Below are 17785 nucleotides of genomic sequence, written 5' to 3' on the forward strand. Positions count from 1 at the left end.
AATAAAACAATAAGATAGAGCCTCATCCCGATTTCATCGGAATGGAACGGGCCCTGATCAGGCGGCAATCTTCAAGGCGCGGAAGCACTCGAGCAATTGCGGCCGGTTGAACGGCTTCAGCAGGTAACCCTGGGCCCCGGCGCGTTTTGCCCGCATGATCGCCCCGACGTCGACCTCGACCAGCGAAATCAGAACTTGCGGCAATACCGGGCTTTCCATGGAGCGCACGCGGCGGATGAGGTCCTGCGCCTGCATGTCCGGCAAGGCGCCGTCGACGACGATGATGTCCGGCATGTCGGCAGTGCACATCTCGATCGCCTCATGGCCGCTGGCGGCTTCGATCACCATCATGCCGGAGCCGCCCAGGATACGCTTTGCAACCTTCCTGATGACGCTCGAATTGTCGACGAACATGCAGCGTTTCATTCCCGGACCCTCTTTGCCATGCGGCGAACCGGCAGCGTCGTGGCATCTGCCGGGGAACATAGGCCGATCTGGTAAAGAAGCCGAAAAGCCGTTAGGTAAAATTTTCCTGAAGGTGTTGTAAGCGAAATCTTCTTTCGCAATGCTTCACGCGATCAATCTGCAAGCCGATCTCACAGATGTTAAGACGACGCCGCAAATATGACCTGGAGAAAATACTTTCCCCGCTCTTAGCAGAACTTCAGGCTGCAGAAAGGACGATCTCGTCAGCCGTCGCATGGATCCATATCGTCATGTTGGCTTCGCGGGCCAAAAGCAGCGTGTAATAGGGTTGCACCGAATGCGCGTCGATCGGCTCTTCCGGTCTGTGGCCGGAATGCAATTCCAGGAATTTGGGCGGCACGCGCAGCATCGGGCCGCTCGCCGCGAGCGCAAAGCGCGGCTCGGTCTCGAGGTTCTCCAGGGTGACCACCAGCCTGCCGCCGCGCGGAATGGCGGCGTTGGCGACGAGGATGAGGTTGAGCAGCAGCTTGACCTTGTTCTTGGGCAACAGCGCGCGGGTTCCGTTCCAGACCAGTTCCGGCTTCTCGTTCTTCAGGAAGGCGATGGCGACAGCCTCTGCGTCCCCGGTGTCGATCAGCATGCCAGCGGAACCGGCGGCGCCGAAGGCGATGCGGGCGAATTGCAGGCGGGCGGAGGCGTTTTTGGCGCTTTGGCGGATCAGCTTCATGGCGTCTTCGTCGGCGCCGCCTTCGTCGAGCAGCTCAAGCCCGTTGTTTATGGCGCCGACCGGCGAAATGATGTCGTGGCAGACCCGGCTGCACAGCAGCGCTGCCAGGTCGGGTGCGGAAAGGGTGAAAAGCTCGGCCATCGGCAAAAATCCCTGCAAATTTCACAACAAAATGACCGGGCGATCATGATCACGCCTGTCCACACGAATCACGCTCTCTCCCAAGCATTGTGAATACACAGCGCTTGTGCGTGCAGCAACAAATCCAAAATTATCATTGTCGAAAATGGTGTGTTCACGCAGCCTGGGTGCTGCGCGGGCATGCGAAAACAGCCTTCGAACCGCCATGTTCATGTGAGAGTTTAATGGTTGAAAAAGGATTACGGCATAGTTTGCCCCTAACAGTCATCCTTAACGGCCGCCAAAGAGCCGTACGGGTGCGAGGCGTCGGCGAAAGTGCTCCCTGACGGAGATTGGAAGCATGGTTTCCCGATTCTACGACCGGACTTTTTTCCGTGTCATCTCAATGACGATCGCGCTCATCGGCCTTGTCGCCTTTTCGACATCGGCCGCGCGGGCGCAGGAGTACACCGCCCAGGAGATCGTTGATTCCGGTCATAAATTCTTCGGCGCGACATCGGGCGGGCTCGCCACGGTCGTCGAGAAGATTTTCGCCACCTATGGCCTGCCGAACGGCTATCTGCTCGGCGAAGAGGGGTCCGGGGCGCTGATCGGTGGCCTGACCTATGGCGAAGGCACGCTCTACACCAAGAATGCCGGCGATCACAAAGTGTTCTGGCAAGGCCCGTCGCTCGGCTGGGATTTCGGCGGCGAGGGCTCGCGCGTGATGATGCTGGTCTACAATCTCGACGATGTGAGCAGCCTCTATAACCGCTTTGGCGGCGTCGCCGGCTCTGCCTATGTCATCGCCGGCGTCGGTTTCAACGTGCTGAAGAACAACAATGTGCTGCTCGTGCCGATCCGTACCGGCGTCGGCGCCCGTCTTGGTGTCAATCTCGGCTACCTCAAGCTCACCCAACGCGCGACCTGGAATCCGTTCTGACCTGCACGATGGCGCCACTGCGGTTGGCCCTGTGATCCCACGGTCTGAGCTTTGCCGCGGCAGACCCTTGCCGCGGCGCCGGATTTCCGTCATGCGAAGATGGCAAAGTCGAACTTTGACCATTGCCTGCCGCCCATAACGGCCGGCCATGCATAACGGATAGTCATCTTGGTCCAGTCGATCCTGTTCTTTGTCCTCGGCTTTCTCTGCGCGGGCTTTCTGGCGCTGATGATTGCCCCGGCCGTCTGGCGGCGGGCGGTGGCGCTGACGCGCAGGCGCGTCGAGGGTTCGATGCCGCTGACGCTGGCCGAGATCCAGGCGGACAAGGATCGCGTCCGCGCCGAGTTCGCCGTTTCGGCGCGCCGGCTCGAAATGACCATCAAGTCATTGCGCGAGAAAGCCGCCGAACAGCTGGTCGAGATCGGCCGCGACCGCGAAGCCCTGAAGGAATTGGCGGCCGAGCGGCAGGACAAGAACCGGGTCGTCGCCGACCTCACAACCAGGAGCGAGGAGCTTCGCAAGCGCGATGAGCAGCTGCAGCAGCTGTCGGAGAGGCTTGCGGAGACCGAGCGCGCGCTCGAAAAGCGCGGGCTCGAACTGCGAAAACTGGAGCACATGTATGACGACGCCAGTTTTTCGTCCAGCAGCCGGCAGATCGAGCTGGTGGCGCGCGAATCCGAGCTGCAGAAGCTGGCAAGCGACATTTCGCTGCTGCGCGGCCAGCGCAAGGAGGCGGACAGGCGCAGCCAGGAATTGACAGCCGAAAGCAAGGTTTTGCGGGACGCGCTGAAGGCCGAGAAGAAAAGAACCGGCGACTTGGAAAAGAAGGTCGAACGCCTGCTCGCCACGCTGGCCGATCGCGAGGACAGGCTGGAGCGCCGCGAAAAGGCACTGGTGCGCCTTCGCGAAAGGGCGAAAGGCGCTGAAAGCCCGCCTGCGGCGGCCCTTGCCGGCATGCCAGGAAGCCAGGTCAATGCGACCGCCAACGGCGACATCGAAAAGGCAAGCGCCAAGCTCGATGCCGACCGCGAGCGGCTGGAGGCCAGGCTGACATCGCTGGCACGCGAGAACAGGAGGCTGAAGACAGATCTTGCTGCCGTCGAAACATCGAAATCACACGCCGGAGACGATACCGGCAGCGCCAGCGCGGCATTGCGCGAAGAGATGAACGATCTGGCAGCGCAAGTCGTCGCCTTGACGGCCAAGCTCGACGGCCCGGATTCGCCGATCGCCCAGGCGCTTGCAGCGCCTGAGGATGCGCGGCCGGAGAGCGGCGGACGTAGCCTTGCCGATCGCGTGCGGGCGCTGCAGAAGGCCGCATCGACCAACTGAGACGCCGCAAGCGCAAGAGCGAGACGCCCGGCTCTAAAGCGCGTCGTGTTCGACCGGCCTCATGCGACGCGCTTTATGTTCTTGTTTTGATGCATGTCGTTACCGCAAAACCGCTGCACACTTTTGCGCGCCATGCATCAGGCCCCGGAAAAATGATGAAGTGCGATGGCTGACGCCGCTGCGACATTCAGGCTGTCGAAATCCTGCGCCATACCGATCCGCAGCGTCTGCAGGCGAGCAAGCAGGCTTTCCGGCAGGCCTTCGCCCTCGGTGCCGAGATAGAGAGCCAACCGCTCGTTTCTCTTGGCATCGCGAATGTCGATTTGCCCGCGCGGCGACAACGCGAATTGGCTGAAGCCTTGCTGGTCGAGTATGGCGATGCAGCCGGCGGCGTCGGCAAAGGAGGCGAAGGGGACTTTCAAGGCGGCGCCCACCGAGACGCGGATTGCCTTGCGGTACAGCGGATCGCAGCAGGTCGGATCGAGAAGCACGGCATCCGCGCCAAAGGCGGCGGCATTGCGGAAGATCGAGCCCATATTGTCATGATTGGCGATGCCGACCAGCACAACGATCAGCGCGCGGGCGGGCAGCGCGCCGAGCAAGGCCTCAGCGGAGATGGCCGCACCTTTGCGGCCGATCGCCAATATGCCGCGATGCATGTGGAATCCGGCGATCCTGTCCATGATTTCGCTGGATGCGACATAGATCGGGAGCCCGGCAGGCGCCTTGCGGAGGACGTCATCGAGGCCGGCCAGCCGGTTTTCGAGTACCAGCACCGATTCTGCCTCGAAGCGCCGGGCGGCGAGCAGCGTGTCGAGCACCACCTTGCCTTCGGCGACGAAACGGCCTTGCCGGCCGGCAAGATCTCGCTCCCGGATGTCGAGATAGGCGGCGACGCGGGGATCCTGCGGGTCGTCTATGCGGATCGGATTCATGGCTTCCTCGGCCGACCATGGCATCGGCCGCGAATCGGGATTCGGTTTCGGAAGGCATGATGCCGGATCCGAAGCTCGGACCGTATCTCAGCGTCCAAATGGATGCACGCCGTTCGAACGGTCAAGCCCAATCACTGGACGCCGGGCCGAGGCCCCCTGGCGACGAGAAATACTTGATTCCGCGGCACGGCCCTTCGGCCAAGCCGCTTCAATTCAGAATTTCGATCGGGCGAAGGAACCACACAGGGCCATGCCGCGTCATAGAAGCGGGCTCCTGCTGCAGTCCTGGGAGGACATCGATGATCAGGCTCCTCCTCGTCTTCGCCGCCACGCTTGCCCTCGCATGCGGCGTGGCTCGCGCAGCCAAGCTCGATCCAGCCACCGTCAATCAGGCCCAATTCACTATCGGCGAACCGAAGGGTGTCGATCCGATGCTGCTGAAGGCGCAGATCCTTCTGGATCGCGCCCGCTTCTCGCCGGGCCTGATCGACGGTCGTCTTTCCCAGAACTTCGCCAAGGCCGTCGCCGCGTTTCAGGCGGCAAACGGACTTCCGCCCGACGGCAAGCTCGATCCACAGACCTGGAGCAAACTCATCGCAACCTCCGCCAGGCCGGTGCTGGTGACCTATGAGGTGATGCGCAAGGACGTGCGCGGACCTTTCACCAAGCGTATTCCGGCCCGCTTGGAGAGGATGGCCCGCTTGCGGCGGCTCGGTTACCGCAATGCGGTGGAGAAGTTGGCCGAGCGCTTCCATATCAGCGAACAATTGTTGAGAATGCTTAGTCCTGGCACCAGTCTCAGGAAACCAGGCAGGACGTTGGTGGTGCCTGATGTCGGCAGGGGCGACCCTGCCGCCGGGGTTGCCGCCGTCGAGATCGACAAGGGCGCTCGCCTGGTGCGTGTGCTCGACCGTGCCGGCAAATGGCTGGCGGTCTACCCCGCCTCGATTGGGAGCGATGAGAAACCGGCGCCAAGCGGCACGGCAGAGGTCAAGCGCGTGGTGCACAACCCTACCTATCACTACGATCCGGACTTCGCTTTCAAGGGGGTCAAGACCAAGCGGCCCTTCACCATCGCTGCCGGGCCGAACAATCCCGTGGGATTGGTCTGGATCGATCTCTCCATCGAAAGCTACGGCATCCACGGTACGCCCGAACCGGGCAAGATCGGCACGACCTTTTCCCATGGCTGCATCCGGTTGACCAATTGGGATGCCGAAGACCTTGCTTCCATGGTGCAGCCGGGCACGAAGGTCGAGTTCAAGGACGAGATTGCGCAGGCCGCCGACGAGCGCGCTGAGTAGCAGGCGGACTTGGCAGCAAAGCGGACTTGCCGGCCAAACGGACTTGGCGGGGCATCCTCCGCTCCGGCCGCCCCGGCCAATCAGGTCCCGGCGCGACGCAGCCGGTGAGCCATCTGCGACAGTTCACCTTCGCCGAAAATGCCGTCCAGCATGTGCAGCAGTTCGCGTACCGCGCCGGATTTGCAGGAATAATAGATCATTTGCCGGTCGCGACGGGTCTCGACAAGGTCGGAAGCCCTGAGCTTGGCCAGATGCTGCGACAAAGCGGATTGGCTGAGCGACACTTTCTCGGCTATGGCGCCGACCGACATTTCGCCCTCGGCCAGATAGCTCATGATCAACAAACGTTTTTCGTTGCCCATCAGCGTCAGAAACGCGGCCGCGGCTCCGGCGTTGGCGACTAGCTTGTTCGAGACCATAGATCCCCCATGCCTTCCTGCTCATCCGCCGCTATGGGGGCAATAGCGTCGGATTCCATAGACTTTCCCTATAGATGCACGCCAGCGATTCAGCGTCACTCGCAAAGGTAGAACATTTCGCTCAAATCTCAAGGCTTGCTTTCCATGCAAGCCGATTAACTGTGCGGCTGTGATCAATTTGCCGATCGGGCAGCCTTTGCCATGTCGACCAGGACAGGCCTGAGGTCGCGTGCCGCCTGCAGCGGATTGGGAAAAAAGACCCGGCAGACATTGTCGCCGGATACGAGATCCATCCCGTCGGCGTCGAAGCCGGTGACGATCCAGCCGTCGCGCTCGGCCCCGCCGAAATGACTTGCGTAGAGGGCAATCGCATCGAGATGGTCGGCGTTCATGTGGTCGAGTGCCGATTGCTCGCCGGCGGCAAGCTCTTCAACGATTGCTCCCGTCGCGACCAGATCGGCGCGTTCGAGCAGATAGGCCTTGCCGAAGCCGCCGTTCAGGCTGGCGCGCTCCGGTTCGAGCCGGAAGATCGAGAAGTCGCCGAGCCCGGCATAGAGCTTCGCCTTGGGATTGCGGTTGAGGTAGCGCCGCTCGGCGCGGGCGTGTTCGTTCGATCCGCGTTCGAGCCGTACGGCGCGGCAGACGAGCGTCAATCGCGGATGCGCCAGCGGATCGCCCTTGCCGGGTTCGCCGACGAGCAGCGAGCAGCGCGGGTCGGCAAGGATAGCGCCGGTATGGGCGGACAGCATCGACACCAGGATCAATGGCGTGCCGTCGATGTCGGTGGCGACACCGACCCTGCTGGCCAGCGGCGAACCGGTTCCTGGCTCGAGCACTGCCAGCGCGCCGAAACGGGCGCTGCGGATCAGCGTCTTTGCCAGCCTGATCGCCTCGGCGTCGGTCGCGCGGATCACGTCTTTCCTGGGTTCGTCCAAAGCACCACCGTCGCGTTTACTTCGGCGCCATGCGGATGGCGCCATCGAGGCGAATGGTCTCGCCGTTGAGCATCTGGTTCTCGATGATGTGCAAGGCAAGTGCGGCATATTCCGAAGGCTCGCCCAAACGGGAAGGGAAGGGCACTGCCGCACCGAGCGAATCCTGCACCTCCTGCGGCATGCCGGCCATCATCGGCGTCCTGAAGATGCCGGGCGCGATGGTGCAGACGCGAATGCCGGAGCGGGCGAGATCGCGCGCCACCGGCAGCGTCATGCCGACGACGCCGCTTTTGGATGCCGAATAGGCCGCCTGGCCGATCTGGCCGTCATAGGCGGCGACCGATGCGGTGTTGACGATGACGCCGCGCTCGCCGCCCTGCAGCGGCTCGAGCTTCGCGGTCCGGTCGGCAACCAGGCGGATCATGTTGAAGGTGCCGATCAGATTGACCTCGATCACCTTGCGGTATTGGTCGAGCGGATGTGGTCCGTCCTTGCCGATCGTCTTCATGCCGATAACGATGCCGGCGCAATTGACCAGGATGCGCGGCTCGCCGAGCGTCTCAGCCACTTCCGCGACAGCAGCGGCACCGCTTTCCGCGTCGCTCACATCGCATCGGACGGCAATGCCGCCGATGTCGGCCGCCACCTTGGCCGCCCGCTCGATGCCGAGATCGAGGACGGCAACCCTGGCGCCGCCGGCGGCAAGAGCGCGCGCCGTCGCCTCGCCAAGGCGGGAGCCGCCACCGGTGACGATCGCAATCTGGCCGTTCGGGTTCATCTCGACGTCCTCCTCCGAGCCCAGACTATTCTGCCAAGCCACCGTGCGACAGCGCCGGCATGGTCACGCCATCGCCGCGATGTGCTCGCCAATCCTCGCCTGGTCGGCGTGGCAAACCTCGCCCACCAGCCTTGCCACTGCGCCCGGCACGATCTCGTGCGCCAAAAGCCGGTCGAGGTCGACCGGACGCGGCATCGAGATCTGCCCACGCGGCAGCCTCTTGAAACCGAGCGGACCGTAATAGGGTTCGTCGCCGACCAGCATCACGGCCGGCGCGCCGGCTTTGGCAGCGGCTTCGAGCGCGATTGCCACCAGCCGGCGGCCGATGCCGAGGTTCTTGAAGGCCGGCTGCACGGCGAGCGGCCCTAGCATCAGCGCGCGGCCGGCGCCCGCGGCGATGCGTGTCATCCGTACCGAGGCGACGACGGTTGCGCCGTCGACGGCCACGAAGGACAAAGCCCGTTCATGCGGGCCACCTTGGCGGATCCTGTAGGCAGCAAGCACGAAACGGCCCGGCCCGAAGGCTTCGTCATTGATGGCTTCGATTTCAGGATCATGCGCCGGAGTTTCCGGCAGGTATTTCACGTCGGCAAGGCTCATGGTCTTTGCGTTCCGGTATGCGAGGAAAGGTTTGCTGCAAGCGGCAGCGTTCGCCAGTCAGCGCTTCATCAAGCGCGGGCGCTCTTTCGTCGTCGGTCGAACCGGATCAGGGCAAAGTCGAACATGCGGATTGTCCGCTAGCACCAATTTTCAGCCGCCGCAATCGGCCGGTTGCGCTCGACGACGCAGCTGTTGACGATCTGTTCAGCGCTGGCGATTTCGGCAGGTCCATTTCATGCCCTACATCAGGCAGGAACGCGAAAGGACATTTCATGGGATTGCTAGTCGAAGGCCAATGGCAGGACCGCTGGTACGATACCGGGGAGAGCGGCGGCAAATTCGTGCGGGCGCAGTCGCAGTGGCGCGACTGGGTGACCCGCCACGGCTTCCCGGCCGAAGGGCGAAAACGTGGCTTCAAGGCCGAGCCCGGCCGCTATCACCTCTATGTCTCGCTCGCCTGCCCGTGGGCGCATCGGACGCTGATCTTTCGCGTGCTCAAAAAACTCGAGGACGTGATTTCCGTCTCGGTCGTCCATCATTTCATGGGCGCCGACGGCTGGACGTTCCTGGCCGAGGACGGCGCGACCGGCGACACGCTCTACGGCCTCGATTTCCTGCACCAGATCTACACCAGGGCCGATCCCGGCTATTCGGGCCGGGTCACCGTTCCCGTGCTGTGGGACAAACGCGAGCAGACCATCGTTTCCAACGAATCCTCCGAGATTATCCGCATGCTCAATTCGGCCTTCGACGAATGGGGCGATGCCAAGCTCGATTTCTATCCGCAACCGCTGCGCGGCGAGATCGATGCGGTCAATGCGCTGGTCTATCCCGCGGTCAACAACGGCGTTTATCGTGCCGGCTTCGCCACCACGCAGCCAGCCTACGAGGAGGCGTTCGGCGAATTGTTCTCCACGCTCGACATGCTGGAGGACCGTCTGTCAAGGCAGCGCTATCTCGTCGGCGGCCGCATCACCGAGGCGGATTGGCGGCTGTTCACGACACTGGTCCGCTTCGACCCGGTCTATGTCGGCCATTTCAAGTGCACTCTGCGCCGCATCGCCGACTATCCGAACCTGTCGAATTATCTGCGCGACCTCTACCAGGTGCCGGGCGTCGCCGGCACGGTGAATTTGCACCACATCAAGTCGCACTATTACGGCAGCCACGAGACCATCAACCCGACGCGCATCGTGCCGGTCGGGCCTGAGCTCGACTATGGCGCGCTGCACGACCGCAACAGGTTCAGGAAGGCGGCGTGAGACCGGCGCCCTAGCGGAAGGTTTCTGAGTCCATCTTTGCCCTTCTGACGAGATCAGCTTTCAATGTGGTATTTCCAAATCGATTGGAGTAGCCGAGCGACGTTGCCAGGAACGCCACGATGCCGCCGATCATGACGATCTGGACCGACATCTGGAGCGGGATTGCGCGAAACGATCCCGACAGCAGAAGCACGGCCATTCCCAAACCCATTTCTATCAGGCTTGAGAAGCCGACCATTTTCCAGAATTCAGTGCGAGTAAAAAGCCGAGCATGTCGCTTTATAAAAACGAAATATGTCACGAATGCCGCAAAAAGTTGTATTGCGAACTGGATGCCTCTTCCACTTTTTTCCAACCTGGATGGATCTATCCCAAGGACCATTGTCGAAATTAAGGCTGTAGCAAGAATTGTTGTCACAGTAATTACCGTGTAAAGTGAGATATATAGTACGATTCTAAGCCTGTCGTTTTGGCTATGTTTCATTTTTCTCTTATCGCCTAATATATATATTCCTCTCGGAGAACAATGGATGTTGCCGGCCTAAACCGAAGCAGCCAAAGCTGTTGGAGAGATGATCTACCAGTAAGGCGATGCCGAATTCCCCTCAAAAACTTCGGCAATCCGCCGCAGCGTCGCCGGTGTCGTGCCTTCCGGCAAGCGGTCGAGCGGAAAGAAGCCGGCTTCGGCGATCTCGCGGTCGGGCAGCTTGGGTGCTGGCTGATCGAACTCCTCGACCAGATAGAGACCGACATGATCGCGGCGGCTGGCGCGGCGGTTGAAATGCAGGGACTTCAGCACCGGCGGTCCGGTCAGCGCGATGTTGCCTTCCTCGAAGACTTCGCGCGTCAGCGCTTCGATCATCGTCTCGCCCAACTCGACGCCACCGCCGGGCAGGTGCCAGCCAGGGACATAGGTGTGGCGGATGAGGAAGATGGAATTGGAGGGGCGGTCGTGGATCAAGCCGCGCACGCCGAGCGTCATCGGCCGCCGCAGTACGAAGTACAGGTGAAACAGCCTTGCCCTGAAGCCTGGCCAGCCGGTCTGGCGCAGGGCTTGCTCCGGATCCGGCGTCATCGTCCGCGAAACCGTGAGTGGAAAGCCGCGCGCGCCTCGCCTATGAAGAAAAGATGTTCAGGCTCGCGCATATTTCCGATGTCCATCTGGGGCCGCTTCCCGATGTAACCTATCGCGATCTCGCCTCCAAGCGCGTGGTCGGTTACGTCAATTGGCAGCGTAACCGCCGCCGCCACATGCACGACGCCGTCATCGACACGATCGTCGCCGACATGAAGGCCAGCGGGCCGGACCATCTCGCCATCACCGGTGACCTGGTCAATCTGGCGCTCGACGGAGAGATCGAGATGGCCAAGCACTGGCTGGAGACGCTGGGCTCGCCGAATGACGTGTCGGTCGTGCCAGGAAATCATGATGCCTATGTGCCGGGCGCCTTCGACAAGACCTGCCGGTCCTGGGCAGCATGGATGACCGGCGACGGCGTCAATACGCCGGTCGACCGCAACACCTTTCCCTATCTGCGCGTGCGCGGCGATGCTGCGCTGATCGGCGTCTCCACGGCGCGCGCCACGGCTCCGTTCATGGCCAACGGCTTCTTTCTGGAAGGCCAGGCGGAAAGGCTGCGCGACATGCTCGACGCCACAGGCAAGCGCGGCCTGTTCCGGGTGATCATGATCCACCACCCGCCGGTGCGCGGCGCCGTTTCGCAGAACAAGCGGCTGTTTGGCATCTCGCGCTTCCACAAGGTTCTTCACCGGCACGGCGCCGAGCTTGTGCTGCACGGCCATTCGCATGTGCCGTCGCTCTTCTTCATCGGCGCCCGCAAGGCCAAAATCCCGGTGGTCGGGGTCGCCGCCGCCGGGCAGGCCCCCGGCAGTTCGCATGCACCGGCGCAATATAATCTGCTCGACATCGACGGTGAAAAGGACAATTGGCGGATCAGGCTGACGCGCCGCGGCCTGACCGGGCCGGCATTGCCGCCCAGCGACCTGCAGACAATGGAGCTTGGCGTCGAAGCCGAGGCGTCGATGGCTGGAGCAATTCCAGGAAAAGTGTGAAACGGTTTTCCGTCCGGAATTGCGTCAAAACAAAGAGATAGAGCGGTTCAGCGTTTCCGTGAAACGCTGAACGGCTCTAGAAGCTGATTTTCATTGCGACAATACGGTCCCAGAACAGCACGAGCGAAATCGCCAGGCCGACCAGGGCGCCGGCGGCGATCAGGCCCAGGCCCGAGAAGAAGGCCGACCAGCCGTTGCTGCGCGCAGGGACATGCAGCGGCGGCTCGGCTTCCACCACTAGGGCGCGTTTCAGGCCGGCGACGGCCTGCTCGATGCCGCCTTCCATCATCCTTTGGCGTTCGACGACGCGCTCGGCGACATAGCGCGTCACCTGATCGGCAACGACCTTCATCTCGGTCGACTCGGCGAGCACGACGCGGCCGATGCGCGTGTCCTTGAGAAAGCGGTAGGTGCGGCGGTCGCGTCCCATGGCGACATGGCTGACGGCGTCGATCCACAGCCTTGGCTGCAGGCCGGACGAGACGGCGAAGTCGAAACTGTCCATGTCGGTGGGTACGTCGCCGAACACCGGGGCGAGTTCGGCGGCAAGCAAATCGAGCCGCATGCGATGCGCTTCGCGCATGTCGATGACGACGTCGTCGCGGTCGGCGAAGGCGTTCTTGACGTCGCGAATGGCATCGGACAGTTTTCGCGACTGATCGATCTGGGTGATGTTCTCGCCTGCATCCTTCATCGGCGTTGCCTCGCGGGTTTGGTTAACACCGAATTAACACAGCCGCCGGCAAAATGCACTTGCGAGATCGATGGGTGGGCAAGGGTTCGCTGGAGCAGCACCAGCGCCGCCGCCGTGCCTGTGCGAAGACCGATCAGCTCGCCGCAGCGGCGAATCCCGGACGAAGCCGCCTGCTGCGGCGTCGCATATTGCGACGGATGGCCTCGGCGATCAGGCCGGGCGCTTCCTCGACCAGCATATGGCCGGCTTCCAGCACGTGGTGCAGATGAAAACGCTTCGGCAGGCCGTCCGCTTGGCTGACAGGCAGCACCGCGTCGTCCGTCCCCCAAACCACCATCACCGGCATGTTCAGCGTTTCAAGCCGCTCGCTCGGGATGACACCTTGCCGATCATCCCTGGTCATTGCAGCTGCGAGCTCGACAAGTGTCCCCAACTGGCCGGGACGCTGGCGCATCTCGTTGAGGAGATCGACCCGGTGCTGCGGGGGGTGGCTTTGCGGTCCCGACATGGCGGCAAGGCAGGCGCGGATTTCGTCGGTGCCGGCAGCGGCGGCGTAGCGGCGCAGCAGCGGGCCATTGATCTCAGGACCAAGACCGCCCGGTGCCAACAGCGTCAGCGAGGCCATTCTTTCGGGCTCGCTCAATGCCATCAGGGCGGCCACGGCGCCGCCCATCGAATGGCCGACGAGATGGGCCCGCTTTATCCCGCGTGCGGAAAGGTCCGCAAGGACGGCACTGGCTGCGATCCTGGCCGGACCGCCGTCCGGAAAATCGAGCGACAGCCCGTGAGCCGGCAGATCATAGGCCAAGGTCCGCGCGCCGGGCGCCAGGGACGCGACCACATCGCGCCAGTCGTCGTGGCAGCCACCGAAGCCATGCAGGAAGACAATCGTCGTCGGGCCGGTGCCCCGTTCGGCAGCGTAAAGGGATCGGGTCATGCAAACTTAATGGGTTTGTGCCGGGATCAGTCCGGATGCCGGGGGGATCAGTCTTTGTGCCGCGATTGGTCTTTATGCCGCGATGGGTTTGGGCCGGTTCAATCGTGTCTGAATTGCGCTTTGGCCGTGCGGATGGCCAGTAAAATTTTCGCGATCAGCTGACGTCGTTCGCGCGCCGGAAGACGTCAGCTGGCACCGCCAAGCCCGGCGGCGCGCAGGGCCTCTACCAGTCGGTTGGTCAGATCGGCGGGATATCTGCGCTCGACGAACGTTGCACGCGGATCGGCTGCGAATTTCGGGAATTTTGTGGTCAATTCCTGCAGCAGCCTGCTTGCCAGCTTTTCGCGGCCGGCAGCGTTGGCACCGATCAGCCGCGCCGCCAGATAATGCGATTTCATTTCCGTCGTTCGCAAGCCGTCGCTGGCAAGCGTCGCCTTGTTCATGTCGCCCATCATGAACTCTCCTGCGAACAGCCCGTAATCCCACCATGTCGGATGGGCGCTGGCGATATCCACCGCGTGAGCAAGGATCGGGGTGCCCTCGCTGTACCTGCCGGCGAAAACGAGCCCGTAGCCATAGGCGGCGGCCATTGCGAGATCGTAAGGATTGAGTTCGTAAGCCTTGCGCATCCAGCGGATCGATTCCTCGGAATTGCCGATGCGCGAATTGAGATAACCAAGGGCGCGGTGCGCATAGGGGCTGGTGGGGCCCATCTGGATGGCGCGATGGGCAAACATCATCGCCTTTTCCATCGTCGCGTCGGCGGGGTAGGGATAATGGTCGGTGACCGCCTCCAGATGCAAGGACGCGAGTTCCGAATAGACGAGCGACGACTTCGCCTCCCGGTTGGCAAGATCTTCGAGGCAGCGGTAGGCGGCTTCGTGCGTCTGCGCGTTCTGGTCGAGATAATATTTGCCGTTGAGCACCAGACACGCCGTCAGCCCGGTCTGGATGCCGCTCTGCTCGATGTAATTGTAGATCGTGCCCGAGGCGGGAAGAGCCGAGCTCAAAATGCCGGAGATTTGGTCCTCGATAGCGGTGTTTGCGCTGTCGCCGGCGGTCAGGTTGCGTGACAGCAGCACGCGGCCGGTCGCCACGCTCTGCAGCTCGAGCATAATGTCGCCGCTGCGCGGCCCGGGCAGGACATCGAACACGAAGCTGGCGGCGTCGGTAAGTGGATCGGGCGGGCTGTCGGCATCACGACCGATGAAGTTGATGGTATCGAAGCCGCTAAGGCCGGCGCGCAGTGATGCAGCGACACGGCGAGCCACGTCGCTGTCGGCCTTGATGGCAATGTAAACCTGGGGGAGGGTTTCAACCGGAGGCGCCGCTATGCTGCCGGTCGCCACCGCGGTCTCGACCGCCGTGTCGCCGCCGGTCAGCAACACCACGCTGCCCTGGCGAAGGATCAGCACACCCAGCATGAGGATGACCAGCGCGATCGCCAGCCAGAAGAACTGCAAATGGCGCTGCAGCGACGGTGCAGCGGGGCTGAGCGCTGGAACGCTCAGCAATGCAGCCGGATGTGCCCGGTTGCGGGCATCCTCCGAGGATCCGGGCGGGGCGCTCGTCGCCGCCTCCTCTGTCGCCGGCTGCGGCTTGCTCTCTGCCTCGGCCTCCGCCGGCAAGCGAATGGCATTGAGTTCGTAGGATGGAACATAGCCGCCGCGCGGAATGGCGATGCGGACCGGTTCGGCAACGCCCTCGTTGGCGAAGTACTGCTGCAGCAGCTCGCGCAGCCTGCCGGCCTGCACCCGCACCACCGCATCGGTCGACGGATCGAAATCGCCGTCCTTGCCGAAGACGTCCATCGCTATGGAGAAGCCCTTGAGCCGGTCGGCTTCGCCTGCCTGCTCGCGCTCGACCAGGTAGCGGAGCAGCTTGCGCGCGCGCTCGGATCGTCCGAACGTTTCGCTGGCCAGCAATCGCTCCAACGTTTCGCGCACTGCGGGGGCGGCAGGCGTGGTATGCTGCAAGTGTCGATCCCTTCGAATTCGGCACAGGTTGAGGTACGATCATATAGCGCTGGCGCCGCCTTACAAGCATGTGCTTATGGTGCGATAGCGTACCCACCGGATAAATATCCGGTGGCTGATGGCGCGGGCCTGGCAGTTTCGGCTAGCCGCCCTTCCGGCCGACGATGCGGTTGGCGGCCGAAACCACGGCTTCGAGCGAGGCGGCGACGATATTGGTGTTGATGCCGGCGCCGAACAGCTTGCCGCCCGGATGTTCCATCTCGACATAGGAAATGGCCGAGGCATTCGAGCCGCGCTGCATGGAATGCTCGGAATAATCGAGCACCGACATCGGCACCCCGACGTGGCGCGACAGCGCATCGACGAAGCCGTCGATCGGGCCAGTACCGGTGCCGGATATGGTCACCTCCTTGCCCCCGTCGAGGATCACCGCTTCGACCACGCGCCGGCCCTTGACCTCGGTGTCGGGGTAGGTGTGGTGGTCGAGGAACTTCAGCCGCGCGCCGGGCTGGTCGACATAGGTGTCGAGAAAGCGCTCGTAGATGCGCTTGGCCGGCACCTCCTTGCCTTCGGCGTCGGTGATCGCCTGGATGGCCTGGCTGAACTCGATCTGCAGGTTGCGCGGCAGGTTGAGGCCGTAATCCGCATGCAGCACATAGGCGATACCGCCCTTGCCGGACTGCGAGTTGATGCGGATGATGGCTTCGTAGCTGCGGCCGACATCGGCCGGGTCGATCGGCAGATAGGGCACCTCCCAGTGCGGCGTGTTGGCCTTGCGCAGCGCCTTCATGCCCTTGTTGATGGCGTCCTGGTGCGAGCCGGAAAAGGCAGTGTAGACGAGCTCGCCAACATAGGGATGGCGCTCGGGGATCTTCAGCTGGTTGGAGTATTCGTAGACGTCCTTCATGCGGTTGATATCGGAGCAGTCGAGCCCGGGATCGACGCCTTGCGTGTACATGTTGAGCGCCAGCGTGACGATGTCGACATTGCCGGTGCGCTCGCCATTGCCGAACAGCGTGCCTTCGACGCGGTCGGCGCCCGCCATCAGGCCGAGTTCGGTGGTGGCGATGCCGGTGCCGCGGTCGTTGTGCGGATGCAGCGAGATCAACAGGTTCTCGCGGTTGTCGAGATTGCGGCACATCCATTCGATGCGGTCGGCATAGATGTTGGGCGTCGACATCTCGACCGTGGAGGGCAGGTTGATGATCAGCTTGTTTTCCGCCGTCGGCTGGACGATTTCGGTGACGGCGTTGCAGATCTCCAGCGCCACTTCGAGCTCGGTGCCGGTAAAACTCTCCGGCGAATATTCAAAACGATAGCCGCCGCCGGCCTTCGCCGCCATGTCGGTGATCATCTTGGCCGCATCGGTGGCGATCCGCTTGATGCCGGCGACGTCTTTCTCGAAGACGACGCGGCGCTGCAGCTCGCTCGTCGAATTGTAGAAATGGACGATCGGGTTGGTGGCACCCTTGAGCGCCTCGAAAGTGCGGGTGATCAGTTCCGGCCGGCACTGCACCAGCACCTGCAGCGAGACGTCGGTGGGCACGTTGCCTTGTTCGATGCACCAGCGGGCGAAATCGAAGTCGGTCTGCGAGGCCGACGGGAAGCCGATCTCGATCTCCTTGAAGCCCATGTCGAGCAGCAGGGCGAACATGCGCGCCTTGCGTTCCTGGCCCATCGGATCGATCAGCGCCTGGTTGCCGTCGCGCAGGTCGACCGAGCACCAGATCGGCGCCTTGTCGATCACTCTCGAAGGCCAGGTGCGATCGGCAAGGCCGACGGTCGGATAGGGCTGGTATTTGCGGGCGGCGTCCGGCATGCCCTTTACCGCAGGCTTGCTGATTTCCTCTACATTCAGGCGGATATCTTCTCGTGCGTTCATCGTCGTTTCTCCCGGCGGCTCGCGGATCCAGCTTCAGGCGGATTGGTGGCGAGCGGCGCCTTTACCAGAATTTCGTTCGCTTGATGTGACGTGCCAATTTGTGACTGGCCAAGGAGCGTGCGCGTGAGCGGCAATTCGACCGCCGGGCGCTCCTTCAGCGAACCCGGCGATCGCCGATAAGGCCGAGAAGCAGCAGGGTGGAGGCAAGCGCGCGAACGGTCTGGCCGGCAATGCCGGTCGGGCGGGACGCAAAAGAGGTGGCGCGCGGGCTCATGGCGGATTTCATACAGGAGCGGGCAAAGCGAGGCAAGTGGGAGCCTCGCCGTCGCAGAAGCTGCCGATCTCCCCCCGCAAGGGGGAGATTGGATGTCGCCTTGGTTTTCGCCAACATTCAAAGTTGAGGGTGGGGCAACTTTGTTCTTGCTTTGTGCCGGCAGCTATG

18 protein-coding genes are annotated in these 17785 nt (G+C 62.6%); 5 read left to right on the forward strand and 13 right to left on the reverse strand.

The features are described from left to right. Positions 1-57: 57 nt before the first annotated feature. Both NKH43_RS15210 and chpT read right to left on the reverse strand, forming a co-directional pair. The gene (locus NKH43_RS15210; protein ID WP_023719274.1) at positions 58-426 is read right to left on the reverse strand and encodes a response regulator; all 369 of its coding nucleotides are present in this window, start codon (positions 424-426) and stop codon (positions 58-60) included. Positions 427-664: 238 nt separating this feature from the next. Continuing rightward, positions 665-1294 (reverse strand): histidine phosphotransferase ChpT, encoded by a 630-nt coding sequence (gene chpT, locus NKH43_RS15215; RefSeq protein ID WP_352858862.1) that lies wholly within the window; start codon positions 1292-1294, stop codon positions 665-667. 385 nt (positions 1295-1679) lie between these two features. Between chpT and NKH43_RS15220 the strand changes: the two genes are divergently transcribed. Both NKH43_RS15220 and NKH43_RS15225 read left to right on the forward strand, forming a co-directional pair. Continuing rightward, on the forward strand, positions 1680-2216 hold the full coding sequence (locus NKH43_RS15220) for a DUF1134 domain-containing protein (RefSeq protein WP_245278600.1): 537 nt from the start codon (positions 1680-1682) through the stop codon (positions 2214-2216). Between the two features lie 168 nt (positions 2217-2384). Further along, positions 2385-3548 carry a coiled-coil domain-containing protein gene (locus NKH43_RS15225; RefSeq protein WP_352858864.1) on the forward strand — a complete coding sequence of 388 codons (1164 nt, stop codon included), beginning with the start codon at positions 2385-2387 and terminating at the stop codon, positions 3546-3548. Positions 3549-3685: 137 nt separating this feature from the next. On the opposite strand, the gene NKH43_RS15230 is transcribed toward NKH43_RS15225, so the two are convergent. Further along, positions 3686-4483: a TrmH family RNA methyltransferase gene (locus NKH43_RS15230; RefSeq protein ID WP_352787795.1), complete on the reverse strand. Its 798-nt coding sequence runs from the start codon at positions 4481-4483 to the stop codon at positions 3686-3688. Positions 4484-4782: 299 nt separating this feature from the next. Between NKH43_RS15230 and NKH43_RS15235 the strand changes: the two genes are divergently transcribed. After that, on the forward strand, positions 4783-5787 hold the full coding sequence (locus tag NKH43_RS15235; RefSeq protein ID WP_352787793.1) for a L,D-transpeptidase family protein: 1005 nt from the start codon (positions 4783-4785) through the stop codon (positions 5785-5787). An 80-nt stretch (positions 5788-5867) separates the two neighbouring features. Here the strand turns inward: NKH43_RS15235 and NKH43_RS15240 are convergent, their stop codons facing one another. The 4 genes from NKH43_RS15240 to NKH43_RS15255 all read right to left on the reverse strand — a co-directional run bounded on the left by NKH43_RS15240 (position 5868) and on the right by NKH43_RS15255 (position 8519). Next, positions 5868-6206, reverse strand: coding sequence for an ArsR/SmtB family transcription factor (locus tag NKH43_RS15240; RefSeq protein ID WP_023719268.1), 339 nt, complete (start codon positions 6204-6206; stop codon positions 5868-5870). 173 nt (positions 6207-6379) lie between these two features. Further along, positions 6380-7186 carry a HugZ family pyridoxamine 5'-phosphate oxidase gene (locus NKH43_RS15245; protein ID WP_198030492.1) on the reverse strand — a complete coding sequence of 269 codons (807 nt, stop codon included), beginning with the start codon at positions 7184-7186 and terminating at the stop codon, positions 6380-6382. Continuing rightward, positions 7158-7919, reverse strand: a complete 762-nt coding sequence (locus tag NKH43_RS15250; protein WP_352858867.1) for a 3-hydroxyacyl-CoA dehydrogenase — start codon at positions 7917-7919, stop codon at positions 7158-7160. Before NKH43_RS15250 ends, NKH43_RS15245 begins: the two co-directional genes overlap by 29 nt. A 63-nt stretch (positions 7920-7982) precedes the next feature. After that, positions 7983-8519 carry a GNAT family N-acetyltransferase gene (locus NKH43_RS15255; protein ID WP_352482039.1) on the reverse strand — a complete coding sequence of 179 codons (537 nt, stop codon included), beginning with the start codon at positions 8517-8519 and terminating at the stop codon, positions 7983-7985. Between the two features lie 272 nt (positions 8520-8791). Between NKH43_RS15255 and NKH43_RS15260 the strand changes: the two genes are divergently transcribed. Further along, the gene (locus tag NKH43_RS15260) at positions 8792-9781 is read left to right on the forward strand and encodes a glutathione S-transferase family protein (protein ID WP_352858869.1); all 990 of its coding nucleotides are present in this window, start codon (positions 8792-8794) and stop codon (positions 9779-9781) included. Between the two features lie 10 nt (positions 9782-9791). Here the strand turns inward: NKH43_RS15260 and NKH43_RS15265 are convergent, their stop codons facing one another. Both NKH43_RS15265 and NKH43_RS15270 read right to left on the reverse strand, forming a co-directional pair. After that, on the reverse strand, positions 9792-10265 hold the full coding sequence (locus NKH43_RS15265) for an ABZJ_00895 family protein (protein WP_280940419.1): 474 nt from the start codon (positions 10263-10265) through the stop codon (positions 9792-9794). A gap of 93 nt (positions 10266-10358) precedes the next feature. Beyond that, positions 10359-10856, reverse strand: coding sequence for an NUDIX domain-containing protein (locus NKH43_RS15270; protein ID WP_023719262.1), 498 nt, complete (start codon positions 10854-10856; stop codon positions 10359-10361). 53 nt (positions 10857-10909) lie between these two features. On the opposite strand from NKH43_RS15270, the gene NKH43_RS15275 reads away from it, so the two are divergent. Beyond that, a complete protein-coding gene (locus tag NKH43_RS15275) occupies positions 10910-11854 on the forward strand; it encodes a metallophosphoesterase family protein (protein ID WP_023719261.1) in 945 nt (314 codons plus the stop codon). Between the two features lie 76 nt (positions 11855-11930). Here the strand turns inward: NKH43_RS15275 and NKH43_RS15280 are convergent, their stop codons facing one another. The 4 genes from NKH43_RS15280 to leuA form a co-directional block, all read right to left on the reverse strand. Next, positions 11931-12548 carry a hypothetical protein gene (locus NKH43_RS15280; RefSeq protein WP_352482042.1) on the reverse strand — a complete coding sequence of 206 codons (618 nt, stop codon included), beginning with the start codon at positions 12546-12548 and terminating at the stop codon, positions 11931-11933. Between the two features lie 133 nt (positions 12549-12681). Next, positions 12682-13485, reverse strand: a complete 804-nt coding sequence (locus tag NKH43_RS15285) for an alpha/beta fold hydrolase (RefSeq protein ID WP_352482044.1) — start codon at positions 13483-13485, stop codon at positions 12682-12684. Positions 13486-13670: 185 nt separating this feature from the next. Further along, entirely contained in the window at positions 13671-15461 is a 1791-nt protein-coding gene (locus tag NKH43_RS15290; protein WP_023719258.1) for a tetratricopeptide repeat protein, read from the reverse strand. A 142-nt stretch (positions 15462-15603) separates the two neighbouring features. Beyond that, the gene (leuA, locus tag NKH43_RS15295) at positions 15604-17280 is read right to left on the reverse strand and encodes a 2-isopropylmalate synthase (protein WP_352640817.1); all 1677 of its coding nucleotides are present in this window, start codon (positions 17278-17280) and stop codon (positions 15604-15606) included. Positions 17281-17785: the final 505 nt, after the last annotated feature.

The organism is Mesorhizobium sp. M1163 (genome assembly GCF_040318415.1).
In the GTDB taxonomy this organism is placed as follows: Bacteria; Pseudomonadota; Alphaproteobacteria; order Rhizobiales; family Rhizobiaceae; genus Mesorhizobium.